Raw genomic sequence first — 21,053 nt, 5'->3', positions numbered from 1 at the left:
CCTCAATCTTCAGGCGTGGCGGGCGAAGTAGGCGCCCCATGCCGGTAATGTAACCTCGTTGCCGCTCTGCTCTGCGGAGAAGCCGTGACCGTCGAGCACCTGCCAGTCACCCTGCGGCAGTGTCACCACAGAGGGTTCTGCCGAGAGGTTGAACAGGCACAGCACGGTCTCATTGCCAAGCGTGCGCGTATAGCTCGACACCGTGCCAACGACCGGCTGGAACTCGATTGTGCCCTTTGCAAAGGCCGGATGCTGCTTGCGGAACGTCAGGAAGCGGCGGTAGTGCTCCAGCACCGATGTCTCATCGCCCTGCTGAGCGCTGACGGCGCGTTGCTTATGCTCTGCCGGAATGGGAAGCCATGCCTTCTCAGCCGTGGAAAAGCCTGCCAGTGCGTGGCCAGCATCCCACACCATCGGTGTGCGGCAACCGTCACGGCCCTTGAACTCCGGCCAGAACTGAATGCCGTAGGGATCCTGCAAGTCTTCAAATGCGATGTCGGCTTCCGTCAGCCCAAGCTCTTCGCCTTCATAGATGCAGACCGAACCGCGCTGCGTCATCAACAGGGCGGAAAGAACCTTGGCGAAAGCATCCTTGTCTTCCACCACATCGCCCCAGCGGCTGACATGCCTGACAACATCGTGGTTGGAAAAGGCCCAGCAGGCCCAGCCCTCGGGCGCCGCGCGGGCGAAATCCGCCTGCACATCGGCAACGCGCTGCGGCGTCAGGGCATCGGGTGCCAGAAACTCGAAGGCATAGCACATCTGCATCTTGTCATCGCCGGAGGTATATTCACCGACGATCTCAAGACCGCGCTGGCTGTCACCCACTTCCCCGACAGCGGCGATATCCCGAAACTCATCCAGCACAGCGCGGAAGCGTTTCAGAAATTCCAGATTTTCCGGGCGGTTCTTGTCGTAGATATGTTCCTGGAAATTGTAGGGGTTCACGGCAGGCGCGGTGGACGCGTTGCGGCGCTCCGGGGCGAGTGCCGGATTGTTGCGCAGTTCCTTGTCGTGGAAGTAGAAGTTGATGGTGTCCAGACGGAAGCCATCAACGCCACGCTCCAGCCAGAAGCGGGTAATGTTGAGCAGTTCCTGCTGAACCTCTTCATTGTGCAGATTGAGATCGGGCTGCGAGGTGAGGAAGTTATGCATGTAATACTGCATACGGGTGGGGTCCCACTGCCAGCCGGAACCGCCGAAGATGGAGAGCCAGTTGTTAGGCGGCGTGCCATCCGGCTTGCCGTCGCTCCATACATACCAGTCCGCCTTCGGGTTCTGGCGGCTGGAGCGGCTTTGCACGAACCATGGATGCTGATCAGACGTATGCGACAGCACGAGATCAATCATGACGCGGATGCCAAGGCGGTGGGCTTCGGCAATCAGCCCGTCGAAATCCGCCAGCGTACCGAACATGGGATCGACATCGACATAGTTGGAGACGTCGTAACCGAAATCCTTCATGGGCGAGGTAAAGAAGGGCGAAATCCAGATCGCATCCGCGCCGAGCTTGGCGATATGTTCCAGCCGCGAAGTGATGCCCTTGAGGTCGCCAATGCCATCGCCGTTGGAATCCTGATAGGAGCGCGGGTAGATCTGGTAGATCACGGCACCACGCCACCAATCCTTATCGGGCACGAGAGCGGAAGAGGTCATTTCGGTATCCTGTCTGGTATGGGCATTCATTGTGTATCAGCCTCCCTTGACCGAGCCTGCCAGCAGGCCGCGAACAAGGTATCGTTGGAGAGCGAAGAAAACGCAGAGCGGCACGATGATGGTGACGAAGGCCGATGCGGTAAGGATTTCCCAATTGCCGCCCCGCGAGCCGAGCAGCGCATTGAGCGCACCGGTAAGCACCAGCTCATCCTTCTGCGTGCCAAGGAAGACCATGGCGACGAGCAGATCGTTCCATGTCCAGAGGAACTGGAAGATGGAGAAAGACGCAAGTGCAGGGAATGACAGCGGCAGGATGATCTTGACGAAGATTTCGAAGTCACTCGCGCCATCGACGCGCGCGCTTTCGATGATTTCCTTTGGCAGACCGGAAATATAGTTGCGCAGCAGATAGATGGCGAGCGGCAGGCCAAAGGCCGTATGCGCCAGCCAGATGCCCGCATAGGTCTTGGATGGCACACCGAAGACATTGCCGATCCAGTTATAGAGCTGCAACAGCGGGATAAGCGACATCTGCAAGGGCACGACGATGAGGCCGACGACCATCGCGATCATCAAGGACCGGCCGCTGAACTTCATCCAGGACAGGGCATAGGCCGCAAAGGCTGCAATAAGGATTGGGATGACGGTGGCGGGAATGGCGACGGTCAGCGAGTTGACGAAGGACTGACCGATGCCTTCCGAGGTCAGCACCGTACGGTAATTGTCCAGCGTAAATATGGGCGGCGTCGCCACCGCAAGATAGACACGCTTGGCACGTGAGCCTTCAAAGCTGGCATTCTTGCTATATTGATAGGTGCCGTCCTCATTGATAACGAGCGTTTCGCCCTCACCCAGATCAGCCACCTCTCCAGCCGGAAAGGCTTCAGGGTCCTGCACACGCACACCAAAGGCGGAAATCTTGCCGCCGGCACCGTTTTCGAAGACGTTGCCGGCAATGACGTAACGGTCGCCTTCCTGCTTCTGCGTTGCAGGATCGGCAAGGCGAAGGGCTTCAGTCTGGCTGGAGCTGGAAAAGGCCGTCCACCAGCCGGAAACGACAAGCTGGTCCTTGTCGCGCAGCGAGCTGACGAGAATGCCGAGCGTCGGCAGCAGCCAGAGCAGGACGACGAAGAGCACACTGATATGAACGATAAGGCGCGGCAGACCGACGCGGCGAATGCGGGTTGCGATGCTCATATCAACGGCCCTCCATCTCACGGTTTGCCTGGCGGATGTTCCAGATCATGATCGGCGTGACGGCCGCCATGATGACGAGCGCGATGACGGCGCTGCGTCCGCCATCGCCGCCGCCGCGGAACATCCAGTCAAACATGAGGTTGGCGAGAACCATGGTGTTCCACTGGCCGTTGGTCATGGTCAGCACGATGTCGAAAACCTTGAGGACGAGGATGGTGATCGTCGTCCAGACCACTGCGATAGTGCCCCATATCTGCGGCACAAGGATTTTCCAGAAGATCTGCCAGCCATTGACACCATCGATGACGGCAGCCTCGACGGTCTCTTCGGGAATGCCACGCAGGGCGGCTGACAGGATGACCATGGCAAAGCCGGTCTGGATCCAGATGAGGATGATCATCAGGAAGAAATTGTTCCAGAAGGGCATGGAGATCCACACTTCCGGAGTGCCGCCGAAATATTCGACAATGGCGTTCAACAGGCCGATCTGAACCTGGCCTTCGCCTCGATACTCATAAATGAATTTCCAGATGACGGATGCGCCGACAAAGGAAATGGCCATGGGCATGAAGACGATGGACTTGGCGATGTTGCCCCACCAGATGCGGTCGGTCATGACGGCGATGACGAGACCGAAGAAGGTGCAAGCCGCAGGCACGACTGCGAGCCAGAGGATGTTGTTGAAGATGGACTGACGGAAACCTGCATCGAAGAACGCCCAGCGATAATTGCTGAGCCCGACGAAATTGGCGCCTGTGCGGTCATAAAAGGAGAGAATGAAGGTCGCGATGACGGGATAAACGAGATAGACGGTCAGCAGCAGCAGAGCCGGGCCCACGAAAAGCCAGGGGCGAACCGCCGCACGCCGGTTGAGGTTGCGCGATGCGTGAATGACATCACCATCTTTGACCGGGAAAATGAGCTGTAGCGCCTTGTCGGACAGCCAGTAATAGGCAGCGCAGGCAAAGACGCCGACGATCATCACGCCGAGCGCCGAAACGATCTGGGTAATCATATTCCCTCCCCGTATTTCCGTTCTATACCCGGCCTGACAGCGTTAACCCCGTTGCGGCAGAGACATGCGAGAGAAACGGCCCGGCAGCGGAAGATCGCCGCCGGGCGGAATTTTCGGTTACTTCAATCCGTCCCAGGCCTTCTGGATATCGTCACCCACCTGCTGCGCAGATTTGCCCCCGACGAAGTCCACCATGCCTGTCCAGAACGCACCCGCACCGATCTTGCCGGGCATAAGGTCCGAGCCATCGAAGCCAAAGCTGGTTGCCGTGGTGAGGATCTCACCCTGCCGCTTGGTCTGCTCGCTGGCATAGGTGTCCAGGTTCACGCCCTTGTAGGGTGTCAGGAAGCCGGATTGTGCCATCCAGACTTCATGCGCAATCGGCGTCTTCAGGAACTCCACCAGCGCGCGAGCGGCCTTGGAATCCTTGGTGATGGTAAAGAGCGTTCCGGCACCCAGGACCGGCTTGCCAAGCTCAGGCTTGGAGGCAAATGTCGGCATGTAGAAGAAGTCGACATCGGTCCCGACCTTGGTTCCTTCAGGGAAGAAGGACGGAATGAAAGAGGCCTGACGGTGCAGGTAGCACTTCGGCGGAATATCGAAGAGGCCCTTGGGGCTGTCGCGGAAATCGGTCGAAGCAACGGCAGCGGCGCCACCGGAAACATATTTGTCGTTCTTGGCAAATTTGCCGAATTCCTCGATGGCGGCAACCACGCGCGGATCGTTGAACTTCACCTCATTGGTTGTCCACTTCAGGTAGACATCCAGCGGCTGGGTGCGCAGCATGAAATCTTCCACCCAGTCCGTGCCGGGCCAACCCGTTGCACCACCGGAGCCGAGACCGATGCACCATGGCGTACCGCCGTCCTCGACGATCTGGTCGGAAAGCTTGACGAGGTCTTCCACGCTTTTGGGAACCTCATAACCGGCTTCCTCGAAGTTTTCAGGCACATACCAGACCAGAGACTTGACGTCCGCCTTGAACGGGAAGGCGAAATAGGCCTTCTGGCCATCCTTGCCCGGATACATGCCAAGATCGACCCAGGACTGGCCAGCGCCGTAATTATCCTTCACCCATTTCGCCGTATCGTCGCCAAGCGGCGTCAGAAGACCCTTTGCGGCAAGGTCGGCCAGCAGGCCGGGCTGAGGCAGAATGGCGACATTGGGAGGAGATCCGGCCTGCGTATCGATGACGATCTGCTGCTCGTAGTTTTCTGAGGAGGAATAGCGCACGTTCACGCCGGTCGCATCGGCAAAATAGGCAAGAACCGACTGGAAGAGGGCCTCATCTTCGCCGCGCCATGGCCCGAAGATCGTCAACGTCTCGCCCTTGAGGGCGGCATTTGCGGTTTTGAAGTCTTCGTAGCTTTTCCAGTTGAACTTCGCGTCGTCCCCGGGCTTGAATTTCAACTCGGCCGCAAGGGCTGCACCCGACAATAGCGTGGCCAAGGCCACGGTCGTCCAGAAAGTCTTCTTCATGTGATCTACCTCCCATCACATTAGCGGACTGCGTCCGCAAAGATACTCAAAGCGCTTTGGCTGACTATTCATCTCACTGAGATGGAAGCAGAGTCAACCCCCAACCGAAACCACTGCGTTTTAGTGATCCCGCCGCCCTTTGCAGATGCATATCTGGCGAGCAAATATTCAGTTTGCATTTGTGGGCAGCAAAGACTCTTGTTAGTATTCAAAGCGGTTTGGTTGATCGGAGTGGAGTGGCGCTACGCCAGCGGATGCCGATGCGGGAGGGGGACGACGAATGAACCTGAAACAATTTTCCCAATTGCTTGGCATATCCCAAACGACGATCAGCCGCGCCCTCAATGGCTATCCTGAGGTCAATGCCGAGACACGCCGCAAGATTATCGAGGCTGCGCAAAAGACCGGCTATCGCCCGAATGCCGCCGCGCAGCGTCTGGCAACGGGGAAAATGGGCTCCATCGGCCTCGTCATGCCCACAGGGCCTGAGCATCAGTCGGACGTGCATTTCGGTGAATTTCTGACTGGTCTTGGGGAAGCATCGGCACGCAACGGCTTTCACCTCGTCATCATGCCGACAGATCCTGCGAATGAAGAAGCCGCATTACGGGAGCTTGCCACCAGCGGCAGCGTCGACGGGCTTTATCTTGCCTATATGAAGAAGAATGATCCTCGCATCGAAATGATGAAAGCCCTGTCCATACCCTTCATGGTGCATGGTCGCTCGTGGGGCATCGAGACCGATTATCCCTATCTCGACGTGGACAATGAGAGTGCATTTCGCGATGCGACCTCTCTTCTGCTGCAGCTTGGCCACCGCAACATCGCCCTGCTGAACGGCCCTGAAGGCTACGACTTTACGTTTCGCAGATACCGTGGCGTGGAGGCTGCCCTTGCCGAACACGGATATGCGCTGACGCCTGACAACGTCATACACAGCGTCATGAATGACGAGGCAGGCTTTTTAAACATGGAGAGACTTCTTGCGCGCGATGAGAGGCCGACGGCTGTTATCTGTGCCTCGACCGCACTGGCTTTGGGCGCGGTGCGATCTCTCAATCAACGGGGATTGAAACCCGGACGAGAGGTGTCGCTGATTGCGCATGATGACGTGCTGCCGCTTTTGAAGCCCGTCAATTTTTCCGTGCCTTTGACCACCACGCGATCTTCCCTGAGGGCCGCGGGTATGCGGATCGCAGAGCGGCTGATCAACCAGATCAAGTCCGGGGAGCCGAACACGGATCAGGAACTGTGGAAGGCAGAGCTGGTGGTCCGAGGATCCACAGGCCCGGCGCCGACCCGCAACGCCGACGCCTGAATCCTGACTGTCAGAATTTCGGCGCCGACTGTCCCAGTGCACGGTGGGCTGCAATAACCGTGTTTGCCATCAGCATTGCAATGGTCATGGGCCCTACCCCACCTGGAACCGGCGTGATGGCGGCGGCAACCTGGCTTGCCTCGTCATAGGCAACATCCCCCACCAGCCGCGACTTGCCTTCACCCTTTTCGGGGGCGGGAACGCGGTTGATGCCGACGTCGATCACGGTCGCACCGGGTTTGACCCAATCGGCCTTGACCATCTGCGGACGGCCAACGGCCGCAACGAGAATATCCGCCTGGCGGCAGACGGCAGCTAGATCCCTCGTGCGGGAATGGGCCATCGTGACCGTCGCATTGGCGTTGAGCAGAAGCTGACCCATCGGCTTTCCAAAAAGGTTGGACCGCCCGATCACCACGGCATTGAGACCGGAAAGATCATCGCCGTGAATGCTGCGCACCAGCAGCATGGATCCGGCAGGCGTACAGGAGATCAGACCCGTATCGAGGTCGCCTGTCGCCAGCTTGCCCGCGTTGAGGACGCTCAGACCATCGACATCCTTTTCCGGCAGGATCGACTGAATGACCGTATCGGAATCCAGATGACGCGGCAGCGGGAGTTGCACAAGAATACCGTGGATGGAAGGATCGGCGTTCAGTGTCGTGACCAGGGATTCCAGCTCGGCCTGTGTGGTTTCTTCAGGCAGCGTGTGCTGGATGGAGTTGAAGCCGCACTCCTTGGCCGTCTTGCTCTTGGAGTTGACGTAAGCATGGCTGGCGGGATCGTTACCGACGATGACCACGGCGAGACCGGGTTTGACGCCCGTCTGCTGCTCGAGACTCTGCGCTGCTTCGCGCACGGCCTGGGTTACAGATGCTGCCTTCGCCTTGCCGTCTATCACCACGACCATATGCCTGCCTCCTGGAAACGAGATAGCTGTTGAAAGCCATCCCCTGGGAGGACAGCCTCAGCCGCCCTAATGCTGCGCAGCACTCTGGAATGCAAGAAAAATCGGAGTGTCAGGCGCGATTGCGCTTCTGTTCGCGGCGCGTATCGTGCTGAACAAGGCGCGCCCGCAAGAGGGCCAGTTCCTGACGCAGGGCACGAAGTTCCTCGGTTTCGGCCTGATCATGCGTCGCTTCGCCTGCAAGGGCTGCGGCCAGAAGTGGCGGCAGCTTGAATTCGGGCGGCTTCGCCTTCATGCGGTGTGACGGTACAGCGTTGTCGATCAGGACCTGCCGGACGCGCTCGTCAAGCGGTATGTCGTTTGCCGGCTCGGCATGGATCGTCGCGGTCTCCTGCGCCTCATCGTCATTGTCAGATGGCGCAGCCTCCATGGCGTCGGGCTCATCCGCCACCATCTGGCTGGCAGTTTGCTGCTCAACCTGTTCGTCGGCAACATCCTCAAAGATCGCGGGCTCTATCTCTATCGCGTCTGCGACCACTTCCTCACCTTCCGCAACCATCGCAACAGGTTCGATCTCCAACACCGAAGGCGTCGCTACCTCCTGCCCCTGCTCCTCACGTTCCTCTTCCTCGCGCCTGAAACTCAGAAGCAGAAGCGATGTGAGCAATCCGGCGAAAGCGCCGGCCACAGCCATAGCATTGGCGGTAAATCCATCATAATCAGGAGTTCCCGGATTTGCCGGTGTTGCCAGCGATGCGCTCATGCGTTGGCTCGTTGAGATGCCGCCTGCGGTCTCGCTCGAAATGATATAGTCGCGGCGCGCCTTCTCCAGCGCTGCCTGCCGCTTGGCAAGATCTGATGGCGCATCGCCGAGTGCGGCCATCTGTGCGTCAAGGTCCGCACGCAACCGCGTCTGGTTCTCCGCAGCTGCTAGAACGGACGCATGTTCCTGTTTCAAGGCATCCTGTACACGGCGAAGCGCGGGCATTGCCGTGGTCCGCACGGCGTCAACCGTTGCCTGCGCCGCGATGGTGCGCGGATGCCTCGGCCCATGGTCGACGCTCACATCCGCCAGCGCAAGCTTGGCAGCCGTGTAACTCTGTCTGACGGCTTCCAGCGGCTCGAAGGCTGCAAGCGCCGGCAGGCTCCTGTTAAGGACGTCATTCACCTTCATGGAAGAGGCGAAGGACATGGCATCCTCAAGTTCCGTCTGCCTTGCCTTTAGCGCCGCTCTTGCCGCATCGTCTTCACGGATTTTCTGCTGCAGGCTTTGAATATGTGAAACGGCATCATCGCCGTGGCGCATCTGAAATCCGGAAAGAGCCGCCTCGGCACTATCGAGCGCAAGACGCGCCGTTTCCAGAGTGCCCAGTGACGATTGATCGGACCCTCCACCAATCTCCTTGACGATGCGCGCTGCAAAATATTGCGCAATCTTCTGCGAAGCTTCAGCACTGGCTGCCAGAACATCGACATCGATCCGTGCCTTTTCAGGCACCGGCGTTATCGATACCGCATCTTCGAGCCCCTCTTCGGTCGCACCCACAATTGGGCTTGCATCCTTGCCTCCGCCTGCCAGCAAGTCCAGCAGGACCGAGACGTAGCCGTGGCTTCGCGTTCCGAAAAGGTCATCCGGACGAAGGCCGAGGTCAGACGCGATGATGCTGAGCGCCACCGGAGACAGCAGGCTCTCCCGCAGCTTTCTGGCTGCCCTCTCCACATTGCCCGAACTTACCTGGGGCTCAGAGATTGCGACACTCGCATGGGAGGAAAAGCCCTTGAAGCCCGGAGCAAGCAACAGGCCAGGCAGGAAAAAGCCGGTCGCGGTGAGTGACGCAACGACCCCGGCCGACAACAGACCGCGCCGCACGGACGCAAGGCGAAGCCTTCCGCGAAGCGCAGCGTGATTCGGCATCAAAAGTCTGTCGTTCTCAGAATTCATAGAAAACCCAAAGGGTTACAGAAATCCCGCTCATCGGAAAATATGAAGAAAGCCTAAAGCGATAAGGCAAACAAAACGTTAACAGTGGTCGCTTTGTGCTGCGTCAGAAGACGAAAACGCCGCCTTTGGACAAAGCCAAAGCCCGTAAGTCCCGCGCAAGATTGTCGGCCTAAAACAGGGTGAAGTTAAACACGGAGAATTGTCATGCAGCCGATTCAGCTCTTTTCGCTGGCGTCCCGGCAGGCCGAATGGCTTTCTGTGCGTCAAGAAGTCGTCGCAAGCAACATTGCAAATGCCAACACGCCGAAATTTCGGGCAAAGGACGTCGTCCCGTTCGAAACCGAGTTGCAGGCAGCTGGAATGCCCATGGCTCGCACCAACGCTGCCCATATGGAATTGGCAGTCGCCGGCGGCGGCAAGATCGGCATGTCGGATGCACCGCTCGCCAACGAAATCGGGATGCAGGAATCCGGCAATACAGTTTCTCTTTCAACGGAAATGGCAAAGACGGGCGAGATCAAGCGTCAGTACGAACTGAACACGCAACTCGTCAAATCCTTCCACAACATGATGTTGACCGCGGTGGGCAAGTAAAATGGACTCATTATCATCTTCCTTGAAGATTGCAGGCAGCGGAATGGAAGCACAGGCAACGCGCCTGCGCATCGTTTCGGAAAATATCGCCAACTCCCGGACGACAGGCGATACGCCTGGCGCCGACCCATATCGTCGCAAGACAATCACCTTCGCAACGGAACTGGATCGTGCAAGCCAGACGAATCTCGTTGAGGTGAAGAAGCTTGGTGTAGACCGGTCAGATTTCACACAGGAATACGACCCGGACAGCCCGGCCGCCGACGAAAAGGGCATGGTGAAGCTTCCGAACGTCAACATGCTGATCGAGATGGCCGACCTTCGCGAAGCCAATCGCAGCTATGACGCCAATCTCCAGGTCATCAAGCAGACCCGCGACCTGATTTCCTCAACTATCGACCTCTTGAAGGGTTAGTGATGATCGACTCCATTAGCAGCCTGAAGTCGCTGTCCAACGACTCTTCCAAAGACAGCGTCAGCGAAATCACCTCCAGCCTGACATCGCTGGCGGGCAGCGCCGTATCAACTGCGGCAACCGCGGCAACCGCAGTTACCGGTCCCAGCTTTGCCAGCGTGCTGGGTGGTGTTGCAACGGATGCGGTCGAATCCCTCAAGAAGGGTGAAGCCATGTCGTTTGCGGGCATTCAGGGCAAGGCCAATACGCGTGAAGTGGTCGATGCCGTCATGCAGGCCGACCAGACGCTCAAGACGGCTGTTGCCCTGCGCGACAAGATCGTTTCGGCGTATCTCGACATCGTGAAAATGCAGATCTGACGCTTAAGGACATAAAAAATGAGAGCATTAGCTATCGCAGCGACGGGCATGGATGCCCAGCAGACAAACCTTGAGGTCATCGCGAACAACATCGCGAACATCAACACGACTGCGTTCAAACGCGGTCGCGCCGAATTTACCGACCTTTTGTACCAGACAGAGCGCGCACAGGGCGTGATGAACCGTGCCAACCAGTCCGTGGTGCCGGAAGGCGCGAACATCGGTCTGGGCGTACAGACATCCGCCGTGCGCAAGCTGCATATTCAGGGCGAAATCAGCCAGACCGGCAACGATCTGGACATCGCAATCGTCGGCAAGGGCTGGCTTCAGGTCGAAGGTCCTGATGGCAACACGCTCTATACCCGTGCAGGTGCGCTAAACCGCGATTCGACCGGCCGTCTGGTGACGATCGATGGCCTGCCGATCCAGCCCGCCATCACCATTCCCATCGATGCGACCGAAACGACCATCAGCACCGATGGCATTGTGTCCGTGCGTGTCGGCAATGCGGAAACGATGACCGAACTTGGCCAGTTGACCATGAGCAACTTCGCCAACGAAGCCGGCCTGAAGCCTCTCGGCGACAACCTCTTCCAGCAGACGGAAGCCTCCGGCAACGCTGTTGACGCAACGCCGCAGTCCACCGGCTTCGGCTATATCAAGCAGCACTATCTCGAAAGCTCGAACGTCGATTCCGTCAAGGAAATCACCGACCTGATTTCGGCCCAGCGCGCTTATGAAATGAACTCGAAGGTCATCACCACCGCAGACGAAATGGCCACGATCGTCAGTCAGAACTTGAAGTAAATGAAGGTTGGGTAACATGACGTTTCACCCGAAAAATATGCCTGGCAGTCTCTGCAAAATGGCGCTTGCGACAATGCTGAGCCTGTGTGTGTTCAACGCACAGGCTGCTTTTTCGCAAGATAAATACGCCGTGATACCCACAGGTACGATTTTTCCCGGTGAAACCATTACCCGCGAACAGGTGACGGAAGTTCCTGTTACAAATCCGAACCTGGCGCCGGGCTATGTCGACAACGTACAACTTGTTGTCGGCAAGGTTTCCAAGCGAACGCTTGTAGCCGGTCGAACTATTCCGCTTGGCGACCTGCGAGAACCGTTTGCGGTTCAGCGCGGCGCTACGATCCGGATCACCTACAGCAAGGGTGGCATGAACCTGTCCGCGTCCGGCACAGCCATTGAAGATGGCATGGCGGGCGATATCGTGCGGGTTCGCAACAGAGACACCGGTGTGACGGTGAGTGGTACCGCCATGCAGGACGGGACCGTGGAGGTTTTCGAGAAATGAACTTTCGTCAGGGCCTGATCGCTGCCAGCCTAGCCATTGCTGCACTTTTCGTCTCCGCACCCATTGCCTATGCGCAGGCCAATGCCCGGGTCAAAGATATTGCCTCGCTTCAAGCCGGGCGCGAGAACCAGTTGATCGGTTACGGTCTGGTCGTCGGCCTTCAGGGTTCCGGTGACAGTATGCGGTCGTCACCGTTTACCGAACAGTCCATGAAGGCGATGCTGCAGAACCTTGGCATTTCCATGCAAGGCAACCAGACCGGTTCAAAGAACGTGGCTGCCGTCATGGTAACCGCCAATCTTCCGCCTTTTGCAAGCCCCGGAAGCAGGCTGGACGTCAATGTCAGCTCGCTCGGCGACGCTTCGTCATTGCGCGGCGGCACACTTATCATGACATCCATGTCCGGTGCGGACGGGCAGATTTACGCAGTGGCGCAAGGCTCCGTCATCGTGTCCGGTTTCAGCGCAGAAGGCCAGGCCGCTCAGCTGACGCAGGGTGTAACGACCTCCGGCCGCGTCCCAAGCGGTGCGATCATCGAGCGTGAATTGCCCTCGCAGTTCAAGGATTCTGTCAATCTGGTCCTGCAACTGCGCAATCCCGACTTTTCCACATCGACACGCATTGCCGATGCCATCAACAATTACGCGCGCACCTCCTTTGGCGAGCCGATTGCCGAGGCGCGCGACAGCCAGGTGGTCTTCATCCAGAAGCCACGCACCGCAGACCTCACACGTCTCATGGCGAACATCGAGAGCCTCCAGGTGGAGACCGATACGCCGGCCAAGGTCGTCATCAACGAGCGCACCGGCACGATCGTCATCGGCGCGGACGTTCGCATTTCCCAGGTCGCCGTCAGCTATGGCACATTGACGGTGCAGGTTACCGAAACACCGCAGGTCATTCAGCCAGCGCCGTTCTCGCGTGGTGGTCAAACCGCCGTTCAGCCGCAGACCGACATCGCGGCAGAGGCAACAGGCGGACCGGTCGCCATCCTCAACGGCCCCAACCTGCGATCTCTCGTCGCTGGGCTGAACAATATCGGCGTCAAGCCGGACGGCATCATCGCCATTCTTCAGGGCATTAAATCAGCCGGCGCGCTGCAAGCAGAACTGGTGCTACAATGATGACAAGAGTTTCTGAGATCGTCACGCCGCGCCGCGCATTGATTGCCGTCTTCGTCATGGTCGCCGCCCTTCCCTCCGCCAAGGCGCAGGAGCAGGTGCGGGTCACAACGGGCGAGACGAGCGGCCAGGAAATCCAGCAATATTGCACCAACATCATCGACCAGGCGCGCGACCAGCGTTATCTCCTGCAAAAACAGGATCTCGAGCAGCTGCAACAGGATGTCGACAACCGTATCGCCGTCATGGAAGCACGCAAAGCCGAATACGAAGACTGGCTGAAACGTCGAAACGACTTCATGCAGCAGGCTGAGGCCAATCTGGTAAACGTTTACAAGACGATGAAGGCCGATGCTGCGGCTCCGCAGCTCGAAGAGGTCAATCCGGGTCTTGCCGCCGCCATCATCATGAAGCTGCCCCCCCGCCAGTCCGGGCTTATCCTTGCCGAAATGGATGCAAAAAAGGCAGCCATGGTGGCGTCGATTATGTCCAGTGCTGCCGATAAAACCACATCAAGAGATCCGTCATGAACAAAGCGCTTATTCTTGTCCTTTCCGCCGCAAGTGTTCTGACAGGATGCTCCAGCATTACGCAGAACCAGACGCTGAGAGAAATCGGCAATGCACCGTCGATGAGCCCGATCGGCAGCGGCCTGCAGTTCAGCCAGACGCCACAGCTGGCCTCCTATCCCAAGCAGCCGGCACGCTCGGCAAGCGGCTATTCGCTGTGGAGCGATAGCAAGGCCGCGCTGTTCAAGGACGCACGCGCGTTGAACATTGGCGATATCCTGACCGTCAACATCCAGATCAACGACAAGGCGAGCTTCGACAACGAAACCGATCGCACCAAGAAGAACAATCGCGAGACCGGCTGGAAAGCCGACGCCGAAATTCTTGGCTGGAAACCACAGGCCGACTCCTCGCTCAGCTTCGACAACACCAGCGAGTCGAACGGCAAGGGCTCCATCAGCCGCGCTGAAAAGCTGACGCTTCTCGTCGCCGCCGTCGTGACCGGAATCCTGGAAAACGGCAACCTGTTGATCAGCGGCTCCCAGGAAGTGCGCGTCAACCATGAAGTTCGCATTCTCAACGTCGCCGGTATCGTGCGGCCGCAGGACGTCAATTCCGAAAACACGATCTCGTATGAGAAGATTGCCGAAGCGCGTATTTCCTACGGCGGGCGCGGGCGCATTACCGAAATCCAGCAGCCGCCGGTCGGCCAGCAGGTCGTCGATCTCTTCTCGCCGATCTGACGCGCTACCGCGCAAGCATAAGCAGACATACGGCCCCTCGCATTCTGCAGGAGCTGCTCTCGGGAACAGACGTTAGATACGAATATGAGCCTTATCACCACCGAACCCGCAGCACCGAAGAAGCCGTCGATCATTGTGACAGCGGGCGTGATTGCCGTGCTGTCGCTTCTAGGCATCGGAGGCGGGTTCTTTGTTGGAAAGACATTGCTCGTGCCGTCACCGCCTGCGGCAGCGACACCGGCTGCAGAACCCGAACATGCCGCAGAGCCTGCCGCTGCCAAGGACGAGCATGGTGCTGCACCAGCAGCGGGTGGAGAGCATGGCGCTGCGGGCGCGGCACCCAGCCTTTTGCCGCTTGACCCTATCGTCACAAATCTGGGCTACCCGGCAGATAGCTGGGTCCGTCTGGAAATCGCGCTCCAGTTCACCGGCCCCGGAGACACCGCGCTGGCGCAGGATATCCATCAGGAATTGATGGCCTATCTCAGAACGGTTTCGCTGCAACAGCTTCAGGGCCCGCGTGGCTTTCAATATCTTAGGGATGACTTGAGGGAAATCGTTGACCTCAGATCAAAAGGACGCGTATCCAAGGTTCTCTTCAGAACCTTTGTGATAGAATGATTCGAAAACTTGGCCTTCTGCTTATTTTAGCCCTCACTCCAGGGCTTGCATATGCTCAGCAATCGCCGGCGGATTTGCTTAATCTGCCGCTCGATGGCTCCGCCGCGTCGTGGATCATTCGCACCTTCGGGCTGCTGACGGTTCTTTCCATCGCCCCCGGCATTCTGATCATGGTGACGAGTTTTCCTCGTTTCATCATCGCATTTTCGATATTGCGTTCCGGCATGGGGCTCGGCACCACGCCTTCGACCATGATCCTGACTAGTATGGCGATGTTCATGACGTTTTACGTCATGGCGCCAACCTTCGAACGTTCCTGGCAGGACGGTCTGCAGCCTCTCTTGCAAAACCAGATCACCGAAGCCCAAGCCGTGGAGCGGGCCGCTGAGCCGTTCCGAGGCTTCATGGTGGCCAATACCAGACCCAAAGATCTGGCTCTTTTCGTCGATCTCGCAAATGAGCGTGGTCAGGAAACGATGAACGGTACGGTGCCACAATATCGTGTGCTTATCCCGGCCTTCATGCTTTCCGAAATTCGGCGCGGCTTCGAAATCGGCTTCCTGATTATCCTGCCATTCCTCGTCATCGACATGGTGGTGGCCACCATCACAATGGCAATGGGCATGATGATGCTGCCGCCGACATCGATCTCGCTGCCATTCAAGATCCTGTTCTTCGTGCTTATCGATGGCTGGAACCTGCTTGTCGGATCGCTGGTCCGATCGTTCTACTGACCCCATCATCCATCACTGTTCGGCTCCCCCGCTCTTCCCAGGCTCAACCCTGGACAGACGAGGTGGGATTGCTTGCGCCTTGGCTTTGCGTAAAGGTCTCCCCCATGAGGTGGAAGGACGTCGCATTTCTATAAAGAAAAACCGCCCGAGGTGACCATTGCGGTCCGGGCGGTTCATTTTCCTTGATCTGCAAGGCCTGCCTGTCAGTGCGCGGCGGCTGCAGGTGCCGGTTTTGGCGGCGGCGGATCGGTATCGACGACGATCTGCTTTGGCTTTCGGCTCGGGTCCCGGGCTTCGATCTCTTCCTTCGAGATGAAATCCATCTGCTCGATGAGAACCTGCTTTACCAGCGGCTTGTCGAGGCGCGTATTGAGACCGTCCTTGATCCTGGTCTTGAAACCGGCGACATCGAACTTGTCCGCATCTTTCACATTGACCAGTTTGTCGCCCACCAGCAGGCTGTATAGCTCATCCGTGAGGAAGGTTGGAACGGGAACCTTGACGTCCTTGAGGGCGTCTTCGTCCACCTCAAGACTCGCACGAACAAGGAAATAGCCGGAAACCTTGCCATCCGCCACGACCGGCAGGGTCACGGTTTCGCTCTGTACGAAGTGCGGTGGACGCACCACCTCGGCCGCCTTGTCGTCCGCACCGTGATTGCCAAAGGTCACGGCTGCGTAGACGCCACCGAGTGTGACGACAAGGATCCAGACGCCTGTCGCGATCAGCTTGATCATTGCGCCCCGCCAGCAAACTGCTGCAGCGAATAGGTACCATCGTCCTCGGCGCGCTTGGCTGCGTTCTTCAGCAGCTCAACGACCGCCTTGACCGCATGGAGGTTGGCTTCCACACGACGCGTATTGATGGCGAGCTTTGCCTTGATGTCGAGGATCTGGCGCTTGTGCGTTGCTGCAATCTGCGCGCCGTCGACATCGCGGAGCAGCATGCTGAGTTCATAAAGGCAACGGCTCTTGTGGGCATTCGAAAGCTTGAAATCGAAGTCCGGGTCTTTGCCGATGCGCTGGTTCTCGTTGTCGATCACCGTTTCCAGACGGCCCAGAATGGCCTGTGTTCTGTAGTCGTTATTTACAATTTCCATGATGTCTCAGCGCTCCGCCGCTTAGCTTTCAGTCTTGTTTGTGTCGGCTACAGAAAAAGTACGCCGCTGGAAGTCCGTGACCATGCTCAGGGCCAGGCTCTTGTCATCTTCATTCGGTGTGGTGGGAGCCTCCGCATTGCGTGCCTTCTGCAAGGCCTGCGAATAGACCTGCTCCGCAATTCCGATACCGCCACGCTTGGAAACGGCGTCGGCCATCTGTTCAGCCATCATGCTTTTCCAGAAATCGCCGGCAGATCCCTTGCCATAGACCTCTTCGCTGTCCTTTGGCATCATGTTCTGAAGCATTGTCGAAAGGACGCTGGCCTCGAACTTGCGATAGGTCTCGGGCACCTTCTCGTCGCTCTTGGGCGGCTCGATGCGGCGGACGCCTGCTTTGCTGGCGGTCGTGTCGATGCTGTTGATTGCGGATTCGAAACCGGCATTGCTGGCTGTCAGCACCGATGCCTGGTTGGCTGCGCTTACCGAGCGAAGCTTTTCGCGCGCCGCCATGACCTGGGTGGGGTCAGCCGCATTCACGACATCAAGCACAAGATCGCTTGGAGGAGAAATGGCCACGTCGTCATCCTTTCCGTTTTTATCGGATGACGATACAGGCCTAACCTTGCTGGAGGCTGGTGTCTTTCAGCGCGAGCTGCAGATCAATCATCTCGTAGATGCTGTTGTCTTCCCGCACCCTTTGCTCGTCCTCGCGGGCGGCATCGCGTTTTTCTTCCAGACGCTCACCCTTTTTCGTTTCTTTCAGAACCTGCTGCTCCTGCGCCTTCTCAATGTTCTCAAGGCGAACGTCACGCACCAGCAGGCGTTCATGGCGAACGGCATAATGCTTGAGCATCTGTTGATGCAGCGGGTCGAGCGAATTGAGATAACCGCTGAGTGCCTCGATCTTCTCGGAAACCTCGTTGCGCTCGCGCGTCGTGATGGCAAGTTCGTTCTCGGCCATCTTCTTGATGTGACCCTGAACCTTCGCCAGTCTGTTGAGCTTCTTGGATTTCAACGGGTCCATCGGACGCCTCACATATTTGCAAAAACCCGGAAAAATCCGGTCACGTACTGGTTCACCAGGGCTGCTATGCCAAAATAGAGCAGAAGCAGACCACCGGCCAGAGCATAGGGGGTGGAGATGAAGTAGACCGGGATCTGGGGCGCAAGCTTGTTGACCAGACCGACCGCCGTGTTGAACAGGAACCCGTAGAGAATGAAGGGGCTTGCCACACGAAGCGCAATATTGAACGAGGCAACGATCGTATCTGTCAGCGAAATCAGCATCCGCTGCGCGGTCATGGCGCCGCCAAGCGGTATCGACGAATAGGATTCAACGATGGCGCGGAAGATGACATGGTGAAAATCGAGAATGAACAGCAGCAGCAGGACGCCATATGACAACATGCTCGCCAGCTGGTTTTCCGACGTGTCTTCCAGCACGTCCTGCGCCGGCGGTCCGGTAAAGGCGATAGCCGTGCCGATTGCCGTTGCGGCAAACTGCATTCCCAGCACGTAGAGATGGGCAATCATGCCGAAGGTGGCGCCGATCAACGATTCGAAGAACATGATCTTGAGAAAGGAAATCGTATCTGTTCTTACGAGGGGATAAATACCGTCCCATAGAAGTGGCAAAATCGCCATGGCAAGCGCCAGAGCGAGCAGCAAACGGATCTGCATGGGCAGGCGAGCGGAAGAGAAACCCGGCATCACCATGACGCAGGCACCGATCCGGCAAAATGCCAGAAACAGTGCCATTATCGTTCCCTGCGGGTCTGGGATCATGAGATCGAGCCGAGTATCTTTATCTCCGTGCCCTTGGCCAGTTCGACATGTGACAGGACAGGCAATGTGCTGAAGAGACGTTCCGTTATCATGCGCACATAAGACCGGGTTTCCGGCAAAGTAACAAGCACGAATGGCAGCCCGACGTCCATGTATTCACGGATTACTTTGCTCGCCTCGTTGCTGAACTCCTCGACCTGGCGCGGATCGATATCGAATTCGATGACTTCACCCTTCGTATCGCGCTTGATGGCCTGCTGGAACACGACGTCCCACTTCGTGCCCAGTCGCAGGACGCGCAGGACGCCGTTGTCGGACAGGTCGCCGCAAATCTGTTGCGCCATGCGGATACGGACGTGTTCGACAATCTGTTCGGTTCTGCGAAGATGCGGAGCGAGTTCTGCAACTGCTTCCAGAATGAGATGCAGGTTGCGAATGGACACACGCTCTGCCAGCAGCAGCTTCAAGATAGCCTGCAGGCCGGAATAGGACATATGCGAGGAGCAGATTTCGTCCGCGAGCTTCTTGTATTCGGGATCGAGGCGATCGATCAGAACCTTCACGTCCTTATAGGACAGGAGCATCGGCAGATTGTTGCGAATGACTTCGCTGACGTGGGTCAGAAGGGCCGAGATATTGTCGATGGGGTGGAAGCCCTCGCGCCGCAGGTCATCGGCAAAGTTTTCCAGCACCGACATGGCGGGCATACCGAAAGCGGGTTCGCGAACGTCGTCCCCCGGCACGGAAGGGCGACGGCCCTTGCCGGTGATGACCAGAACTTCGCCGACGCGCAGCGTGCTGGCCGCAACCGTGGTTCCATGGATCCTGATCTGATAGGACTTGTCGGGAATAGCGATGTCGTCGGTGACCTTGATCTCGGGAACGACGAAACCGTATTGCGTCGCGAATTTCTTGCGCATCTTGCCCACGCGGAAGCCCAGTTCCTGGTGCGCGCCGAGCAATCTCGGTGAAACCTGCTTGCCAAGGGCCAGCTCGATTTCGGTGGTGCGAAGCGAATTCTTGACCGTGTCCTTTTCGGCATCCTGGGCCTTCGTGGTCTGCTCCTGCTCGGCCACCCTTTCGGCATCACGGACCTGCGCCAACTGGCGGGGAATGATCCAGGCGCCAAAGGCAAGCAACATGCTGAGGATGACGAACGGAAGGAAAGGCAGGCCCGGGACCAGCGAGAGAACGCCCATCAGCCCGGATGCCACAGCAAGCGCCTTTGGATAGCCACTGAGCTGGTTGAGAACCGCCGTATCGGTGGAGCCCTGCGTACCGCCGCGGGTAATGATAAGGCCGGCGGCCAGCGAAACGATAAGCGCTGGCACCTGCGAGACGATACCGTCACCGACGGAAAGCTTGACGAAAACGTCAGCGGCCTCACCGATGGCCATGCCATGGCGGAACACGCCGATGATGATGCCGCCGCAGATATTGATGCCGGTGATCATGAGGCCAGCGACCGCATCACCGCGCACGAACTTGGACGCACCGTCCATGGCACCGTAGAAGGCGCTTTCCTCTTCCAGCTCGCGACGGCGCAGCTGGGCTTCCTTCTCATTGATGATACCGGCGGAGAGGTCGGCATCGATCGACATCTGCTTGCCGGGAATGGCATCGAGGGTGAAGCGCGCGCCGACTTCCGCGATACGCGTTGCACCCTTGGTGATGACGATGAAGTTGACCACGATCAGGATGAGGAAGACGATCAGACCGATCACGAAATCGCCGGACATGACGAGGCTTGAGAATCCCGCGATCACGCCGCCAGCGGCTTCATGTCCCTGGTTGCCGTGGGACAGGATGACACGCGTCGTGGCGATGTTCAACGCGAGGCGGATCATCGTCGAGATCAGAAGAATGGTCGGAAAGGACGAGAAATCCAGCGGGCGCTGGATCCACAGCGATACCATCAGGATAAGAACAGAAAATGCAATGGAGAACGCCAGACCCATATCGATGAGAAAGACAGGGATCGGCAGGAAGAGGATGCAAAGAATGCACACGATGCCCACCGCAAACCCGACATCGCGGCCGCGGGCAGCGACTTTCGGAAGCGGCAATATGCTCGGAGGCGTAGCCATTCTAACTCCATCTCTTCATGAGAAACTGTAGAAACGTCCCGGCCTTCCCATCATGAGACGACCGTGCCGACCCTCCGGACGGAGATCGACACACGAGCTTTATTGCTCCAAGCTTGCGCGAGAGTGGAAGAATGTCGCAAGTAGACCCCCACGGCGGTGA

The 21,053-nt window shown here is 58.0% G+C and carries 22 protein-coding genes and 1 pseudogene; 11 read left to right on the top strand and 12 right to left on the bottom strand.

The genetic code is table 11. From position 1 onward, the window contains the following. Window positions 1–9 precede the first annotated feature (9 nt). The 4 genes from ASF69_RS06715 to ASF69_RS06700 form a co-directional block, all read right to left on the bottom strand. A complete protein-coding gene (locus ASF69_RS06715) occupies window positions 10–1,686 on the bottom strand; it encodes an alpha-glucosidase family protein (protein ID WP_082469651.1) in 1,677 nt (558 codons plus the stop codon). A 6-nt stretch (window positions 1,687–1,692) separates the two neighbouring features. Further along, window positions 1,693–2,853, bottom strand: a complete 1,161-nt coding sequence (locus tag ASF69_RS06710; RefSeq protein ID WP_062586551.1) for a carbohydrate ABC transporter permease — start codon at window positions 2,851–2,853, stop codon at window positions 1,693–1,695. A 1-nt stretch (window position 2,854) separates the two neighbouring features. After that, the gene (locus ASF69_RS06705) at window positions 2,855–3,868 is read right to left on the bottom strand and encodes a sugar ABC transporter permease (protein WP_062586550.1); all 1,014 of its coding nucleotides are present in this window, start codon (window positions 3,866–3,868) and stop codon (window positions 2,855–2,857) included. A 117-nt stretch (window positions 3,869–3,985) separates the two neighbouring features. Further along, window positions 3,986–5,347, bottom strand: a complete 1,362-nt coding sequence (locus ASF69_RS06700) for an ABC transporter substrate-binding protein (RefSeq protein ID WP_062586548.1) — start codon at window positions 5,345–5,347, stop codon at window positions 3,986–3,988. A gap of 280 nt (window positions 5,348–5,627) precedes the next feature. Between ASF69_RS06700 and ASF69_RS06695 the strand changes: the two genes are divergently transcribed. After that, window positions 5,628–6,665: a substrate-binding domain-containing protein gene (locus ASF69_RS06695; protein WP_062586546.1), complete on the top strand. Its 1,038-nt coding sequence runs from the start codon at window positions 5,628–5,630 to the stop codon at window positions 6,663–6,665. A 10-nt stretch (window positions 6,666–6,675) separates the two neighbouring features. Here ASF69_RS06695 and folD read toward each other — a convergent pair whose 3' ends face one another. Together folD and ASF69_RS06685 are read right to left on the bottom strand one after the other, a co-directional pair. Next, window positions 6,676–7,575 (bottom strand): bifunctional methylenetetrahydrofolate dehydrogenase/methenyltetrahydrofolate cyclohydrolase FolD, encoded by a 900-nt coding sequence (folD, locus tag ASF69_RS06690; RefSeq protein WP_062586544.1) that lies wholly within the window; start codon window positions 7,573–7,575, stop codon window positions 6,676–6,678. Between the two features lie 109 nt (window positions 7,576–7,684). After that, a complete protein-coding gene (locus tag ASF69_RS06685) occupies window positions 7,685–9,487 on the bottom strand; it encodes a hypothetical protein (protein WP_062586542.1) in 1,803 nt (600 codons plus the stop codon). A 231-nt stretch (window positions 9,488–9,718) separates the two neighbouring features. On the opposite strand from ASF69_RS06685, the gene flgB reads away from it, so the two are divergent. The 10 genes and pseudogenes from flgB (at window position 9,719) to fliP (ending at window position 15,922) form a co-directional block, all read left to right on the top strand. Next, the gene (flgB, locus tag ASF69_RS06680) at window positions 9,719–10,108 is read left to right on the top strand and encodes a flagellar basal body rod protein FlgB (protein ID WP_062586540.1); all 390 of its coding nucleotides are present in this window, start codon (window positions 9,719–9,721) and stop codon (window positions 10,106–10,108) included. A 1-nt stretch (window position 10,109) separates the two neighbouring features. Next, window positions 10,110–10,523, top strand: a complete 414-nt coding sequence (flgC, locus tag ASF69_RS06675; RefSeq protein ID WP_062586538.1) for a flagellar basal body rod protein FlgC — start codon at window positions 10,110–10,112, stop codon at window positions 10,521–10,523. A gap of 2 nt (window positions 10,524–10,525) precedes the next feature. Continuing rightward, entirely contained in the window at window positions 10,526–10,882 is a 357-nt protein-coding gene (locus ASF69_RS06670) for a flagellar hook-basal body complex protein FliE (protein WP_062586536.1), read from the top strand. Window positions 10,883–10,900: 18 nt separating this feature from the next. Next, entirely contained in the window at window positions 10,901–11,689 is a 789-nt protein-coding gene (flgG, locus tag ASF69_RS06665) for a flagellar basal-body rod protein FlgG (protein ID WP_062586535.1), read from the top strand. A 58-nt stretch (window positions 11,690–11,747) separates the two neighbouring features. Further along, the gene (flgA, locus tag ASF69_RS06660; RefSeq protein WP_062587190.1) at window positions 11,748–12,194 is read left to right on the top strand and encodes a flagellar basal body P-ring formation chaperone FlgA; all 447 of its coding nucleotides are present in this window, start codon (window positions 11,748–11,750) and stop codon (window positions 12,192–12,194) included. Window positions 12,195–12,277: 83 nt separating this feature from the next. Further along, a pseudogene (locus ASF69_RS06655) lies at window positions 12,278–13,318 on the top strand (flagellar basal body P-ring protein FlgI); the annotation flags it as partial. Beyond that, complete coding sequence (locus ASF69_RS06650) at window positions 13,315–13,845, top strand: MotE family protein (protein ID WP_112964074.1); 531 nt, start codon at window positions 13,315–13,317, stop codon at window positions 13,843–13,845. The pseudogene ASF69_RS06655 and the gene ASF69_RS06650, both read left to right, overlap by 4 nt. Continuing rightward, window positions 13,842–14,567: a flagellar basal body L-ring protein FlgH gene (gene flgH / locus ASF69_RS06645; RefSeq protein ID WP_062586531.1), complete on the top strand. Its 726-nt coding sequence runs from the start codon at window positions 13,842–13,844 to the stop codon at window positions 14,565–14,567. Before ASF69_RS06650 ends, flgH begins: the two co-directional genes overlap by 4 nt. 84 nt (window positions 14,568–14,651) lie before the next feature. Next, the gene (locus tag ASF69_RS06640; RefSeq protein ID WP_062586529.1) at window positions 14,652–15,188 is read left to right on the top strand and encodes a flagellar basal body-associated FliL family protein; all 537 of its coding nucleotides are present in this window, start codon (window positions 14,652–14,654) and stop codon (window positions 15,186–15,188) included. Continuing rightward, window positions 15,185–15,922: a flagellar type III secretion system pore protein FliP gene (gene fliP / locus ASF69_RS06635; protein ID WP_062586527.1), complete on the top strand. Its 738-nt coding sequence runs from the start codon at window positions 15,185–15,187 to the stop codon at window positions 15,920–15,922. Before ASF69_RS06640 ends, fliP begins: the two co-directional genes overlap by 4 nt. A 203-nt stretch (window positions 15,923–16,125) precedes the next feature. Here the strand turns inward: fliP and ASF69_RS06630 are convergent, their stop codons facing one another. Genes ASF69_RS06630 through flhA form a run of 6 tightly spaced genes read right to left on the bottom strand, consistent with a single transcriptional unit; the run spans window position 16,126 to window position 20,893 of the window. Next, window positions 16,126–16,659 (bottom strand): hypothetical protein, encoded by a 534-nt coding sequence (locus ASF69_RS06630; RefSeq protein ID WP_062586525.1) that lies wholly within the window; start codon window positions 16,657–16,659, stop codon window positions 16,126–16,128. Continuing rightward, window positions 16,656–17,021 carry a hypothetical protein gene (locus ASF69_RS06625; RefSeq protein ID WP_062586522.1) on the bottom strand — a complete coding sequence of 122 codons (366 nt, stop codon included), beginning with the start codon at window positions 17,019–17,021 and terminating at the stop codon, window positions 16,656–16,658. The genes ASF69_RS06630 and ASF69_RS06625 overlap by 4 nt, the downstream gene beginning before the upstream one ends. A gap of 21 nt (window positions 17,022–17,042) precedes the next feature. Continuing rightward, the gene (locus tag ASF69_RS06620; RefSeq protein WP_062586521.1) at window positions 17,043–17,597 is read right to left on the bottom strand and encodes a rod-binding protein; all 555 of its coding nucleotides are present in this window, start codon (window positions 17,595–17,597) and stop codon (window positions 17,043–17,045) included. Window positions 17,598–17,637: 40 nt separating this feature from the next. Next, entirely contained in the window at window positions 17,638–18,045 is a 408-nt protein-coding gene (locus tag ASF69_RS06615; RefSeq protein WP_082469650.1) for a hypothetical protein, read from the bottom strand. Window positions 18,046–18,053: 8 nt separating this feature from the next. After that, window positions 18,054–18,806, bottom strand: a complete 753-nt coding sequence (gene fliR / locus ASF69_RS06610; protein ID WP_062586520.1) for a flagellar biosynthetic protein FliR — start codon at window positions 18,804–18,806, stop codon at window positions 18,054–18,056. After that, window positions 18,803–20,893: a flagellar biosynthesis protein FlhA gene (flhA, locus tag ASF69_RS06605; RefSeq protein WP_062586519.1), complete on the bottom strand. Its 2,091-nt coding sequence runs from the start codon at window positions 20,891–20,893 to the stop codon at window positions 18,803–18,805. The genes fliR and flhA overlap by 4 nt, the downstream gene beginning before the upstream one ends. Window positions 20,894–21,053: the final 160 nt, after the last annotated feature.

The organism is Rhizobium sp. Leaf311 (assembly GCF_001423445.1).
Taxonomy (GTDB): Bacteria; Pseudomonadota; Alphaproteobacteria; order Rhizobiales; family Rhizobiaceae; genus Agrobacterium.
This window is presented reverse-complemented; position numbering and strand designations above follow the sequence as displayed.

What these genes read in the sequence shown, in the direction of transcription:
- ASF69_RS06630 (WP_062586525.1), bottom strand. Translation starts at nt 16,659, where the DNA reads ATGATCAAGCTGATCGCGACAGGCGTCTGGATCCTTGTCGTCACACTC.
- ASF69_RS06705 (WP_062586550.1), bottom strand. Translation starts at nt 3,868, where the DNA reads ATGATTACCCAGATCGTTTCGGCGCTCGGCGTGATGATCGTCGGCGTC.
- ASF69_RS06615 (WP_082469650.1), bottom strand. Translation starts at nt 18,045, where the DNA reads ATGGACCCGTTGAAATCCAAGAAGCTCAACAGACTGGCGAAGGTTCAG.
- folD (WP_062586544.1), bottom strand. Translation starts at nt 7,575, where the DNA reads ATGGTCGTGGTGATAGACGGCAAGGCGAAGGCAGCATCTGTAACCCAG.
- ASF69_RS06685 (WP_062586542.1), bottom strand. Translation starts at nt 9,487, where the DNA reads ATGCCGAATCACGCTGCGCTTCGCGGAAGGCTTCGCCTTGCGTCCGTG.
- flgC (WP_062586538.1), top strand. Translation starts at nt 10,110, where the DNA reads ATGGACTCATTATCATCTTCCTTGAAGATTGCAGGCAGCGGAATGGAA.
- ASF69_RS06710 (WP_062586551.1), bottom strand. Translation starts at nt 2,853, where the DNA reads ATGAGCATCGCAACCCGCATTCGCCGCGTCGGTCTGCCGCGCCTTATC.
- ASF69_RS06695 (WP_062586546.1), top strand. Translation starts at nt 5,628, where the DNA reads ATGAACCTGAAACAATTTTCCCAATTGCTTGGCATATCCCAAACGACG.
- ASF69_RS06625 (WP_062586522.1), bottom strand. Translation starts at nt 17,021, where the DNA reads ATGGAAATTGTAAATAACGACTACAGAACACAGGCCATTCTGGGCCGT.
- ASF69_RS06670 (WP_062586536.1), top strand. Translation starts at nt 10,526, where the DNA reads ATGATCGACTCCATTAGCAGCCTGAAGTCGCTGTCCAACGACTCTTCC.
- fliP (WP_062586527.1), top strand. Translation starts at nt 15,185, where the DNA reads ATGATTCGAAAACTTGGCCTTCTGCTTATTTTAGCCCTCACTCCAGGG.
- flgG (WP_062586535.1), top strand. Translation starts at nt 10,901, where the DNA reads ATGAGAGCATTAGCTATCGCAGCGACGGGCATGGATGCCCAGCAGACA.
- ASF69_RS06715 (WP_082469651.1), bottom strand. Translation starts at nt 1,686, where the DNA reads ATGAATGCCCATACCAGACAGGATACCGAAATGACCTCTTCCGCTCTC.
- ASF69_RS06700 (WP_062586548.1), bottom strand. Translation starts at nt 5,347, where the DNA reads ATGAAGAAGACTTTCTGGACGACCGTGGCCTTGGCCACGCTATTGTCG.
- flgA (WP_062587190.1), top strand. Translation starts at nt 11,748, where the DNA reads ATGGCGCTTGCGACAATGCTGAGCCTGTGTGTGTTCAACGCACAGGCT.
- flgH (WP_062586531.1), top strand. Translation starts at nt 13,842, where the DNA reads ATGAACAAAGCGCTTATTCTTGTCCTTTCCGCCGCAAGTGTTCTGACA.
- fliR (WP_062586520.1), bottom strand. Translation starts at nt 18,806, where the DNA reads ATGATCCCAGACCCGCAGGGAACGATAATGGCACTGTTTCTGGCATTT.
- flhA (WP_062586519.1), bottom strand. Translation starts at nt 20,893, where the DNA reads ATGGCTACGCCTCCGAGCATATTGCCGCTTCCGAAAGTCGCTGCCCGC.
- ASF69_RS06640 (WP_062586529.1), top strand. Translation starts at nt 14,652, where the DNA reads ATGAGCCTTATCACCACCGAACCCGCAGCACCGAAGAAGCCGTCGATC.
- ASF69_RS06650 (WP_112964074.1), top strand. Translation starts at nt 13,315, where the DNA reads ATGATGACAAGAGTTTCTGAGATCGTCACGCCGCGCCGCGCATTGATT.
- flgB (WP_062586540.1), top strand. Translation starts at nt 9,719, where the DNA reads ATGCAGCCGATTCAGCTCTTTTCGCTGGCGTCCCGGCAGGCCGAATGG.